We start from the raw sequence: 12,436 nt of genomic DNA, 5'->3' as shown, positions 1-12,436 counted from the left end.
TTTATTGCATCCCGCACAGTTCTTTATGAACTCCCTTATCGTAAGCGTACTTTGTTTACGCATACTCTCACCCACAAAAGACTCTCTGTAACTCTCTATCCTGCTCAACAATGACATTCATCAAGACCATCAGACCCGCACACTTCACGAAGTTTCAATTTTTTTCGCGCTCCAAGCTTCTTTCAAGAGCACCTAACAGCACCCTTAATTGACTAAGTATAAATGTTTATTTTATTATCCTAGTAAAGCTAAATTATACTTTTTAATACTATCATTGCCTTTAAAACGCTCATTTAGCGAAAAAATACTTCATTTCTAAAAATAATGAAGCAACATTTCTAAAAATAATGAAGCAACTTTAAATGAGGCACAGCCTGTTCCTCCCAAAAAAAACGGAGAGGGGGTCCATTCAGACACATGCTATTCCTCTTTCTTTTAATCTTTCGTAAACCCATTGTTCTCGTAACGAAAGTCTTCGCAATAGGCTTTTTATTAATGACAGGAATTCTTTGTATAGCATGCCTTATGGGAGGAAGAGAGTCACTGCCCCTATCGATCGGGATACCAATGATCATTGTGTCAGCTCTCTTTGGCATTTGCAACATGTATATAAATTGGTATTATGACATGCTTTTATTACGTTTATCGCCAGACAATGTGAACCTTTCACTCTTTCAATAAACATCATCATAGACCACCCTTGGGAAGGTCAAATTTTTCTACAGCATGGATATTAAAAGGAATTCAAACCATCCACATTCAAGAGCCAAAGTGTATTCTCAGTATACTGGCTCTCTCACCGGATGGTTTGAATTCCCCATCCGCTTGACAATATCCAGCAATCCACCCCACGTAGAAATACACGTAGAAATAATTGGGTTGCAAAAAATCATAAGCTATTGACTTCAAAGAGAAATTTATGCAGAATCTTTCACTCTAATAGCACAAATTTAATCCCCCATTAGAAGTTCCAAGCGCGCCACTCCGTTCCTGATCTCCACGTCAAAGATATAATTACAGGACGTGATTACAGCACTAAGCTTATCCATTCCCAAACATCCTCTCAGCCCTCACGTAAAATAAAAAGCCTCAAACAGAAGACACTTGTATTACCAATTTACGCACTTATTTTAGAGAAACACTTATTTTAAAGAAACACTTGGCCAATGCACATTGCCACCACTTCACAACAGCCCCTCATCATAGAGTATAAAAGCTCTCGATAATAGCTTAAACATTTATAGTGCACCACCCCTTCTTCAAGCTTATGAAGCGTAAACGCCAGCCTCATCACACCGTTTTGCCAGTCCCCAATGTTGCAGCACTCTCTTGCACTTGAAAGCATTTATAAAAGACCGTTTTATTCCTTACTCTTCAAGTGTTTTTACCCATACACCAATCCCGCTTGTGATATGCAGGCAGCAAATGCTATGGTTAAAGATACATAGATTTGTAATGAGAAAACCATAACACTATGCGAGACTCTTAAGTTTGCTATGTCTACTATGAACAGTAGAAATTGATCCTTATCAATTCATCCCTTTTGTCTTCATCATGCAATTTATTTTCTAGGTTTTAAGAGCAAACTTTAAGAATATCCTCACACACTAACAAAAAACACATCATGGTATAAATTTTACATAAGCCTTCTACACCGCCTAAACGATGATATTTTACGGAAAAACAGGTTTCTCTTCTCACAAATGAGAAGCTTTTACTTGTTTCCACTTTTTATTCTTCTTTTTTGCGAGAATATTTTTACCTTCAAGGCAACCATTAACCCACCATAGGAAATGTATAATACACCCTTGACAAGAATAAGACTTCTTGTTAAATCTTTCTTACTTTTTTTGCAATTTTCACTTATTCGTTGTGCTAATGAAGTGGTTAATGCGTACCTTAAGAGTGTGCTTCTCTTTTTGTGATCACAGTGAAAAAGTGTGTCGTGTGATGTTATGATGCAAGTACGATATCGCAATGCAATGTTCATAGTGTGAGCAGTGTATTGGGGTTGTAATATTGTATTTTCGTGTTTTAATGTTGTATTATAGTATTGTGTTACGTAAACTGTTTAACGGTGAATATGATGAAAATTAAAAATTCGCTTAAAGCACTAAAGGAGCGCCACCGTAACAATCGTTTGGTGCGTCGTAAAGGTCGTATTTATATTCTTAATAAAACGAACCCACGTTTTAGAGCGCGTCAGGGCTAATTCTTTTAGGGTTAATGTTTTTATGCCTACTTTTTGTAGGCTTAAAAATTTTTCTTAAGGTTTTTTTGGTTATAAGTCCGTTGGTTACGAGTCCATTGTTTGATAATATTTGGTGATTTATCTTTTGGGGGCTTGTTTTTATGGATTCTTCTATTTTTCTAAAAGCTTTTCGATTTTTTCAGCTGCGTTTTTTCTGTATCTTCCAGCACATTTTTTTTCTTTTTTTTGTTGGCATTTTTTGTTTTGTTCCCTCTAGCTATGGGCAAAATCCTCCTTCGCTTCCTGAAGATCGTCCTTCTCCACAATCGCTTTTACCGTTAGATGATCTTATTCCCAATTCTCCTGCCCCTTCCTCAATGCCCTCTGATTCTGATTTGTCTGCGATTACTCTTGAAGATTTTGACAAAGAGCAGCTTTCCCATGTTGACAGAGTTAAGCAACGCAAAGAAGCCGAAATTTTACGTTTACTGAAAGAATTGAAATATTGTGCTGATGTTTCTCAAGCGAAAAAGATCAGTCAACAACTTCAACTTTTATGGTCGCAATCGGGGAGCGATACAATTGATCTTTTAATGTCATGGGCTGAAAATGCGATCAGTAGCGACGATTATGGACTTGCGCTTGATTATATTGATAATGCTCTTGCACTTTTACCTACTTACGCTGAAGCTTGGGTAAGACGTGCTTGGATTCACATTCAACTAAACGACTTCAAGCTTGCCATGCTTGATCTCAACCATGCTCTTGAACTTGAGCCGCGCAACTATATAGCTTTTTTTGAACTTGGCGTTACCATGGAGGCAACAGAGCGTCCAAAACTTGCTCTTAAAGCTTATGAAGCAGCATTAGAGTATTACCCACAAATGCGCAGGATTCAAAAGCGCGTGCAAGCTCTGTTAGACGAACAAACACCACAAGCTCTTTGAAACCATTCAAGAACGAGACGCTTTACGACATCCTTTCAAACTTAGATAAAACGCAAGCCGGCTTCACATTCCACTCAATAAACTAAAAGCCCCCTGCTTATAACCACGCCATCACCCCCCACCACGCAATTGACAATGTCTTTTTTGAATTTTGACCTGTTTTGTATTGAAGGCAGCTTCCAAACACTTCCAATATACCCTCTACAGAATTTCTTCTCATAGCAAGCAAACGCTTCACACCTGAGTCTTCTTCACACCACCTCTTTTTTTTACATCCCTCCATCATGGATAAAAAATTTGTAAATACGATCCTCAAAAAATATTTTTTGAAAAAAGCTTAAAACATCGCTAAGCACCTTTGATAAACTGTCATCGTCTTTTTTTATTTTTATGAGCTTCAACCATAGCGGAGCACATACCGTATCGGCTCTCCTCCACCCCTCAAAGTTGATAAAACAGCACTGAAATATTCCCTACAAGGAAAAAACTTCAAAGACGCAATGTCAGTTAAACAAACATCCTTGAATAAGAAACTTTTCCCCTTCAAAGCTCCTCCAAGCATTCCCGCGAAACATAAAAATCAAGCGATTGCCAATAAACCGTTCTGCGTCACTCAATCACTCACCCCCACTCATATTTTTTGCTTTTTTTACTTTGAATAAAGCGTTCTATATATCATACAGCCATTTCCAGCAGCCACCAGCAAGATTGTAAAACCATCTTGAAAAAACTTTATGAAAAATAAGAGATTGCGGTTATTTTATCTCTAGCAGAAACTCTGAAATTGTTTTATATTAAGGAGGGTGTTCTGCGCTTCTCGACAGGAAATAACGTATTCCTGAGACCTTAATGATCTCCAAGGGAGCTGTCCCTGATCAAGCCCGTGGGCTTTTTCATATGGCGCCCACCTATTTGTATAGGTTCCCGGGATCAGCTTTTTCCATCGGCTGTTGTGGATCACCCTTTTTTACATCAATAAAATTTTTCCAGATAAAAATTGAGAGCGACCTTTTACATAAGACTAATGACGATACTCTCTTTTCAAAAAATAAAAATTACGAGGGGCTTTATTTTATGAAACAGACAGCACTTAACAAAAATAATCCCTCTGTGAATCTGCTTCATCCCTTCGTACACAGCAGCGCAAAAGCGGCTTGTCGCACCAAGATACCCCCTAAAGAGCACACACTTTTTTCATGCTTTTTTTCATGAGCACAGCTCTTATCTTAACAGAGATTTACAAAACGCCAACAATAGATAAAATACCAGCATCTTATAAAACAACTGGCGAGACAATGACACAAAATCCCCTCTGTGAATCTGCTTCATCCCTTCGTACACAGCAGCGCAAAAGCGGTTTATCGCGTCGTGATGCTCTTTTAATAGAAGAGCGCACACTCTTTTCGCAGCGTGCTTGTTGCCACTTTATTGAATACCTTGAAAAAAAGGGGACAGATTTTTCACGCCTCATTTTGGCAGGCTATTGGCCCATTAAATCGGAAATTGACCCGCGTCCTTTACTGGATGCTGTAGCATTACGCGGCGGACGTTTAGCCTTACCAGCAGTACTTGATCCCACCACCATGGTTTTCCGTGCATTTTCGCCCAGCACGATTTTAGAGCCCATGCGCTTTGGCACCTTTGGTCCCAGTGCCGACAATGGTGTTGTTGTCCCCAATAATATTATTGTTCCACTTTCTGCGTTTGATCGTCAATGTCACCGTCTTGGCTATGGAGGAGGATATTATGACCGTGCGGTTGAAGCTCTTGAAAAACAAGGGCATCAAATGACATTATGGGGCATAGGATTTTCATGTCAGGAGGTTTCCTCTATTCCCGCAGCAGAACATGATCTACAGGTACAGGGAATTTTTACAGAAAAAGGTTTCTTAAAATGTTAAAATGTGATTAAAGTGCCTATGCGTTTTTTATTTTTAGGTGACATTGTTGGTAACACAGGCTGTAAAGCTGTTTTTGAACACCTTCCTCAACTGATTAAGAAGTGGCAGCTTGATTTTGTTGTGGTAAATGGTGAAAATGCCTCTGGTGGTTTTGGTCTCACACAAGAAACGTATCAAGATCTTTTGATAGCCGGTGTTGATGTTGTCACCACGGGCAATCATGCTTTTTCTCACAAAGAAGCATTGCAGTATGCCCATGAGAGCGATCGTTTTTTACGCCCTGCCAATTTTTCGAAAGAAACTCCCGGAAGAGGTGTTGGTATTTTTACGGCAAAAAATGGAGCCCGTGTTCTTGTCGCCAATCTGTTGGGCAGCGTTTTTATGCCGTGCAAAGTAGAAGATCCATTTGAAACAGCGGAAAATATTCTGCTTGCCTGTTCATTGATGGAGCAAGCCGATACGGTTATTTTTGACTTTCACGCAGAAACGACAAGCGAGAAACAATGTTTTGGCCATTTTCTTGATGGTCGTGTGAGTGTTATCGTTGGCACACATACGCATATTCCCACGGCTGACGCGCAGATCTTAGAAGGTGGGAGCGCCTATTTAACAGATGCAGGCATGTGTGGAGATTATAATTCATCTCTTGGAATGGATAAAGAAGAACCCTTACACCGTTTTCTTTATAAGACGAAGCAAGATCGTTTTGAACCGGCGTGTGGTCCCGCCACCCTTTGTGGTTTAGCGGTTGAGATTTCAGATCGCACAGGTTTAGCAGAAAAGGTCTCGGCGGTACGGATTGGTCCTCATTTAAAGCCTGAAGTTCCAGATTTTTGGTAGCTTCTTTTAAGCCGCCCCTTTGATGATTACTCTCCACTGTGCGCCCTTTGGTGATCGCTCTCCACTGTTTCCTTTTGAGAACTCTATTTGGCAAGACGATTTTTCAAACCCTTCCCAAATCCTAAAAACACCCCACCCCCCAATTTGCCTAATACAGCAACTTTTCTAGCACAAATAAGTCACTCTTTTTAAAAAAAATAAAGGATAAAGGATAAAATTTTTCGTGATTGTTAAAACGATGAGAAGGAGGTTTTATTTGGACATTTCTGCGGGGGGGGGGAGGGAGAAATGCTAACCCCCTTCTCTGAAAAAGGGTTTATATAATAATTTATTATTTAGCAAGAGCCTCTTTAATTTTTTTTTAATTCTAACGAAAATTTAATCTTAAAATTGCTTTCTGCTTTTTAGGTTTGAGCTCTCTAAAACTTTTCAAAAGGACTTGCTCTTCTTTACTTCCGATCCTTTCATCACAGGTTGAGACGTCTTCTTTTGTTGAGAGATCAGCGTAAAAAAAGGAAATGGGAACATTGAGAATATCAGCAATTTCTTGTAAACGCCCCGCCCCTATACGATTAGAGCCTTTTTCATATTTTTGGATTTGTTGAAAAGTCACACCTAACTGGCTGCCTAATTGCTTTTGCGACATCCCCAGCATTGTTCTTTTAAAGCGAATTTTTCTGCCTATCGAAATATCGTTAAAGTGTGGATTTTTAGCTTTCACTTCAAGCTCCCCTACCGGTTGCGAGCGCCTCTTATGCGTATTCCGGGAGTCAAAAACACTGAATCCGAGTCAGCTTTTTTGCTTTTAGTGCTAGAGCGCACCTGGACATGGCAAAAACTCCCGGAATCTCGCGATACTTATAAAGCAGGCTAATGTCTCAGCTTGAATTCTCAGGCTTTAGGTTCCACCATTCAACCACACTGTACGACGAGAACCTTGGCTCTTGTTCATAAAATAATTTCAGGAGACCAGCAATAAAAATTAAAACAGTGTTTCTTATCTCATGAGACAATCAAACACAAAATTGCTTTCTGCTTTTTAGGTTTGAGCTCTCTAAAACTTTTCAAAAGGACTTGCTCTTCTTTGCTCGAGATCCTTTCATCATAAGGATACAAGAAGTTTTCTTTTGTTGAGAGATCAGCGTAAAAAAAGGAAATGGGAACATTGAGAATATCAGCAATTTCTTGTAAACGCCCCGCCCCTATACGATTAGAGCCTTTTTCATATTTTTGGATTTGTTGAAAAGTCACACCTAACTGGCTGCCTAATTGCTTTTGCGACATCCCCAGCATTGTTCTTTTAAAGCGAATTTTTCTGCCTATCGAAATATCGTTAAAGTGTGGATTTTTAGCTTTCACTTCAAGCTCCCCTACCGGTTGCGAGCGCCCTCGCATAAGTATTCCGGGAGTCTGAAAGTACTGAGTTCGAATCAGCTTTTTTTGCTTTTAGTGCTCATCGCACCTGGACATGGCAAAAACTCCCGGAATTCCGGGATACCTACAAGAGTAGGTTCATTTTATGATCGAACTTTAGGGCTTTCAGACCCTACTGATCGCTGCGTAGACGACCAAAGTCACCCTTTAAGGTATAAAGGAATTGGAGAAGATTAGCAATAAAATTTAAAACAGTCTTTATTTGTATTTTTATCAGAGGCACCCCACCTCTCTTTTTTGATTAAATTATATACGAACGAAATGAGCGCTATTTATTGAAATAAGTATAAGATCATAATCAAGAGATGCTAGACGTATTAGCTCGTAGTAAAAGCCTTTCATAGACATCATTAGCAAACAAGCAAAGAAATATCATGATGATACCACCAATGACCATTGCTGTTTGGTGTTCATAGGGTGCAACTCTCGCTGTATATCCCCAAAAAAGAAAAAATAGGAATAAAATCAAGCCACCAGCAAAGAAGTTTAAGAAGGCAAAAACTGGTTTACGAATAAATAATAGAATAAGGAAGATTGCGTAAAGCAACTTTTTAACTATCACAGCCAATATTCTACGTATTATCTTGAACACCCCACACATTATAATTGATAAGATACTCTTTTTATGTCTTGATTTTTTTGGTGTTTGTCTTCTTAGCAGAAAGATCGTTTATGACTTTCTCCCATTTTCAAGCCACTGTACTATAAAAATGTACTATAAAAATAATTTATCTCTAATTATATCACCCCAAAATACAATAATGCTTTATTCATTTTAACTAAAAAACAAGTGCTTTATTAAGAAGAAAAGCTATTTTCATTAGCAAGAGCTGTTAAATCCTTACGTCTAAAATAGATAGAGCGTCCACAACGGATAGGGAGCTCTCCTTGCATAAGAATAATCTGTTCGTCTTTTCGCATTTCTTGTGTTATTTCATGTGGATATATTAAGGGTCTTTGTCGCAAACTTAAATACTCTGTTCCTTCTATGCCTGATGTTCCCAGAGTTATGCTTGAATCTTTCACTTCAATGGTCATTTGACCACATGCCTTAGATATATTTTCAGCAGTTTTAATATCTTTTATTGCGGCATAGCTTACAAAAGCACAATTTTCAAACCATGTCATAACGCCTAACGAACCGAAATAACGTTCTATTTGCTCTACAGACTCGTAAAAAAGCATGAGAGATATGCCATATTTGCGTCCATGATCACGTGCTTCTTCTAAAATGTTCATATATCTTAAAAGATCAGCATTATCTAAAATAAAGAGCGCTCTTTTTGCATAATTACCATTAGCAGCTTCCATAGCTCTGAGAAAAGAGCCAACAAGGACACGCCCAACACCTGGATAAGATTTTAAAATTTTTGAGGGGATATTTAAAAAAATATCGATATCTCCTTTTGTTATATCATTAGTTTTAAAGTTATAACCACTGATAAGATCTGCATAATTAGAGAGGGAAAGCCATTGTATATCTTTTGCAACAGTAGAATAGACATCTGAGAAAGTTTGTTCAATCATGTTTGTAAACACCCCAAGAGTTTCACGAATAAATTGGGATGGCGATGAAGCCTGTAAGGAACGCAATTTTCCAATCACAGACGGTTCTGGCATTGACATGATCGTATGAAGGGTTTTTAAGTTTTTTTCCTGTAATGTGTATTCATCAGAAAAGACCACATGCGCAAGTATTCCTGTTAACAAATTATGTGCCTGTGATACAAAGAATTGGTCTGTCGAAGTTGATTTGTAGTTTTCAGAAAGAAGGAGTCTAGCAACTTCAACCACACCCGCTTCTCTTTCATAAAGGGGGAGATTTTCATCTAACAGCCAATCTAAAGGATTAAAAGTTTCTGTTGAAGAACTATGGGGGTCAAGAACGTATACTTTTCTTTTTAACTGCTCCCTTGCGTCTTTAACTATTGGAGCGATTTCAGTTGAAGGGTCAAAAACGATCAGTGGACCGGAATATTTGAGACAAGTTGGAATAACATTACTGGTTGTTTTATAACCACCAGAACCAGCAAAAAATAACATATGGGTTGAATCAAAATCCAGTTTATATGTCAACAATGGCTGGCGACCACCTTTTCCCCATGTTGTTTTGTCTTTAGGATTAAAAGGGACATCTTTAACAATATCTTTGTCGACTCTATAGCGCTCTCCTATGACGACTTCACCATCACGAGGAAAAATCTCTTCAATCTTTTTCATACTCATCCATTGAACACCACCAAAGATCGTATTTTTTGAAATTTTCAAAGGTGAAGCTTTAGGTAATGATAGTTTTATCGTGTAACCAAGGATAACAATGCCAATAATAACACCCCCTAAAACCATCCTATCAAAGAAAGGAAAAACATCCGCCCATGTCATATTATCTTGACCTACATAGGGACTAAGTCTGATATATTCATTTGCACTATAATAAGTTGCAAACAAACCAAAGATGATCATGGACGAAATAATGATATTTTTTCTGGTATGCCTTTTTTGTAATAAGATGAATGAAGAACATGAAAGTGCAATAAGGATTAAAATATCCAGTGGCTTTGATCTTACAAACCAATAAGCATCAGGCGTCGTTCCATTTTCTGTAATGTTATTGATGGTTATATTGACCAAAAAAGCTACAATGATTGAAAAGATGAGTGGCAATGCTAAAAATATAATCTGTTTTTTGTCTAATTTATTGACCATTTTCCCCCCTGCATACCAGAAAAAGCTTCTCTTCCTATTTTTTTCGAAATTTTTGAATTTTTATCAAGTTTTGAAACGTAAAGCAAACCATCTTAAGATGAAAGACTTATCTGCCTCTCTAAGACGGGCTTTTATAAAAAGCTCCCCTAAACTAATTTTTTCAAGAATTTTTCCAAAGTTTCTTTGATGCTTCACGCGCTATTTAAATTTCTTACTTAACTCTTTTACGACACTGTATACGCTTCTTAACAGAAAAAAAACCAATAACAATACGCATTAGTGTTCACTGAAAAAAAGCGCGGTTTATCATGTTGTGCCGTAAAACATTGTTGTTTAGAGCGGTGATATAAGGCATGTAAAACTTTCCATATTAAGTGTTTTTAGAGTGTGTAATAAATGGGCATGGCTTGCCCCGTAGAGCCTTTTTAAAGTGAACCACATGAGTGGTTAGGAGTAGGTCACCCCCCCCCTGCCAACAGAAGCCGGACTGTTTACAGAGCAGCCCTTAAGTCAGGAATATGCATCCTTTAGAGCGTAGAGCGGGAAGAAATCAAACACAAAATTGCTTTCTGCTTTTTAGGTTTGAGCTCTCTAAAACTTTTCAAAAGGATTTGCTCTTCTTTACTTCCGATCCTTTCATCATAAGGATACAAGGCGTTTTCTTTTGTTGAGAGATCAGCGTAAAAAAAGGAAATGGGAACATTGAGAATATCAGCAATTTCTTGTAAACGCCCCGCCCCTATACGATTGGAGCCTTTTTCATATTTTTGGATTTGTTGAAAAGTCACACCTAACTGGCTACCTAATTGCTTTTGCGACATTCCCAGCATTGTTCTTTTAAAGCGAATTTTTCTGCCTATCGAAATGTCATTAAAGTGTGGATTTTTAGCTTTCACTTCAAGCTCCCCTGCCGGTTGCGAGCGCCCTCGCATTGGTATTCCGGGAGTTGAAAGAGCTGAAACTTGACTCAGCCTTTTGCTTTTAGTGCTAAAGAGCACCTGGACATAACAAAAGCTCCCGGAAATCCGGGATATCCATAAAGCTGGATAAATACGTGTCTCAAGTTTCGGGTCTTTCATTCCCTGTTGGCCGTTGCGTAGACGACCAAAACATTCTCTTACCAATAAAGCAATTTCAGGAAATTTACAATAAAATTTAAAACAGTCTTTATTTTATGAGCTCCACCCCCGCCTCTCAAATGCTTATGCCCGCTCGTAAAAACTCCAAAACCATGAGATAAAACCCACTTTTATTGAGAGGACTAATAACCCTTTATTTTTGAGATCAAGCCTCCCAAAAGCACACCTAACAACATATAGCCCCCTCCCAAAGCCATTTTTGAGAGACATCTTACAGATTTACACTGTGATGCGTTGGATTTTTGCGCCAAATCGGACTAATTTTTCTTCCAATCTCTCAAATCCACGATCAAGATGATAGACACGATTGACGATTGTTTCTCCCTTTGCTGCCAATGTAACAAGATAAGAGGGCTGCAATCACAAGAGAAACAAAAAGCGCGCAAATCCGTCGCCATGATGAGGCCCCCCTTGCAAATTCTCTGTTTTATGAGATGCGCTACCCTCTAATCCATAGCGCTTTATCGGCGCCCCATTAACAATGCCATCCTCAGCTTTTAAAGAATGAAGATACTTTTTTGTTATGATTGTCTTTTATAGGTTTTCCATATTCGTTTTTTCATCAATTAAAGAGATTACATTGCCCTTTTCATCAGTACCCGTGCCCAAGAGTTCTACTAAACTTCCGTGGATTGCGAGATTCTAAAGGATTACACTCCGGATTCTTGTCATGTACTATACACCATTCTATATAAGCAGGGTCATTCTGAAAATCTTCTGAAGCACCATAAAGAACTTTTTTTTCAAGTTGATTTACACCAGACTTTTTCCATGTACCTGCAATGGTTTGAGGCAATTGAGCTTGATAACATCCAATCATAATCAATAAAGCACTCAATAATTTAAAAGTCTGCTTCATTTCATTTTCCTTGAATAATTATAAACACTATAAAATACATAGATTATTTTATTATCATATTTTTATATTAAAAAACAATAAATATTGTGAACGTTTACTATCATTTTGAATTATTTTCTTTGGCAATGATAATACAAATAACACAAATACAAAAGAAACAAAAAGCGCGCAAATCCGTCGCCATGATGAGGCCCCCCTTGCAAATTCTCTGTTCCATGAGATGCGTTGCCCTCTCGCCCATCAAGCTTTCTAGACGCCCTCAAACGATTGAGTTCTTGAACATGCATAAAACGATTTTCGAAAATCGTCTCTGTAATATGCGCGGTTCCCTCAGCCCGTGTTATGAGCGCCATAAACGACATTTAGACAATGATACAAATCTTTTTTTGTTTTATGAGCTCCACCCGCCTCTCAAACAC

General features: G+C 38.2%; 9 protein-coding genes, 1 other RNA gene and 1 pseudogene. 5 read left to right on the top strand and 6 right to left on the bottom strand.

The window, feature by feature from the left end:
• Positions 1-2,086: 2,086 nt before the first annotated feature.
• From ykgO to ACFIJ7_RS02245, 5 genes are all read left to right on the top strand, one after another.
• Positions 2,087-2,212, top strand: a complete 126-nt coding sequence (ykgO, locus tag ACFIJ7_RS02265; protein ID WP_013545486.1) for a type B 50S ribosomal protein L36 — start codon at positions 2,087-2,089, stop codon at positions 2,210-2,212.
• Positions 2,213-2,352: 140 nt separating this feature from the next.
• Positions 2,353-3,138: a tetratricopeptide repeat protein gene (locus tag ACFIJ7_RS02260; protein ID WP_375635618.1), complete on the top strand. Its 786-nt coding sequence runs from the start codon at positions 2,353-2,355 to the stop codon at positions 3,136-3,138.
• Positions 3,139-3,940: 802 nt separating this feature from the next.
• Positions 3,941-4,101, top strand: a non-coding RNA gene (gene ssrS, locus ACFIJ7_RS02255) — 6S RNA.
• A 332-nt stretch (positions 4,102-4,433) separates the two neighbouring features.
• The gene (locus ACFIJ7_RS02250; protein ID WP_375644540.1) at positions 4,434-5,039 is read left to right on the top strand and encodes a 5-formyltetrahydrofolate cyclo-ligase; all 606 of its coding nucleotides are present in this window, start codon (positions 4,434-4,436) and stop codon (positions 5,037-5,039) included.
• Positions 5,040-5,057: 18 nt separating this feature from the next.
• The gene (locus ACFIJ7_RS02245) at positions 5,058-5,879 is read left to right on the top strand and encodes a TIGR00282 family metallophosphoesterase (protein ID WP_375644521.1); all 822 of its coding nucleotides are present in this window, start codon (positions 5,058-5,060) and stop codon (positions 5,877-5,879) included.
• A 367-nt stretch (positions 5,880-6,246) separates the two neighbouring features.
• Here ACFIJ7_RS02245 and ACFIJ7_RS02240 read toward each other — a convergent pair whose 3' ends face one another.
• The 6 genes and pseudogenes from ACFIJ7_RS02240 to ACFIJ7_RS02215 all read right to left on the bottom strand — a co-directional run.
• A complete protein-coding gene (locus tag ACFIJ7_RS02240; protein ID WP_375644520.1) occupies positions 6,247-6,600 on the bottom strand; it encodes a helix-turn-helix domain-containing protein in 354 nt (117 codons plus the stop codon).
• Between the two features lie 281 nt (positions 6,601-6,881).
• On the bottom strand, positions 6,882-7,274 hold the full coding sequence (locus ACFIJ7_RS02235; RefSeq protein ID WP_375644519.1) for a helix-turn-helix domain-containing protein: 393 nt from the start codon (positions 7,272-7,274) through the stop codon (positions 6,882-6,884).
• An 837-nt stretch (positions 7,275-8,111) separates the two neighbouring features.
• Positions 8,112-10,019 (bottom strand): Ti-type conjugative transfer system protein TraG, encoded by a 1,908-nt coding sequence (traG, locus tag ACFIJ7_RS02230; protein ID WP_375644518.1) that lies wholly within the window; start codon positions 10,017-10,019, stop codon positions 8,112-8,114.
• A gap of 527 nt (positions 10,020-10,546) precedes the next feature.
• Positions 10,547-11,017, bottom strand: a complete 471-nt coding sequence (locus tag ACFIJ7_RS02225) for a helix-turn-helix domain-containing protein (protein ID WP_375644539.1) — start codon at positions 11,015-11,017, stop codon at positions 10,547-10,549.
• A gap of 733 nt (positions 11,018-11,750) precedes the next feature.
• Complete coding sequence (locus ACFIJ7_RS02220; protein WP_375635614.1) at positions 11,751-12,017, bottom strand: hypothetical protein; 267 nt, start codon at positions 12,015-12,017, stop codon at positions 11,751-11,753.
• Positions 12,018-12,180: 163 nt separating this feature from the next.
• Positions 12,181-12,373: pseudogene (locus ACFIJ7_RS02215) on the bottom strand (UDP-N-acetylglucosamine 1-carboxyvinyltransferase); the annotation flags it as partial.
• Positions 12,374-12,436 lie beyond the last annotated feature (63 nt).

The organism is Bartonella sp. MR100HLJHH (assembly GCF_042194215.1).
Classification (GTDB): Bacteria; Pseudomonadota; Alphaproteobacteria; order Rhizobiales; family Rhizobiaceae; genus Bartonella; species Bartonella grahamii.
This window is presented reverse-complemented; position numbering and strand designations above follow the sequence as displayed.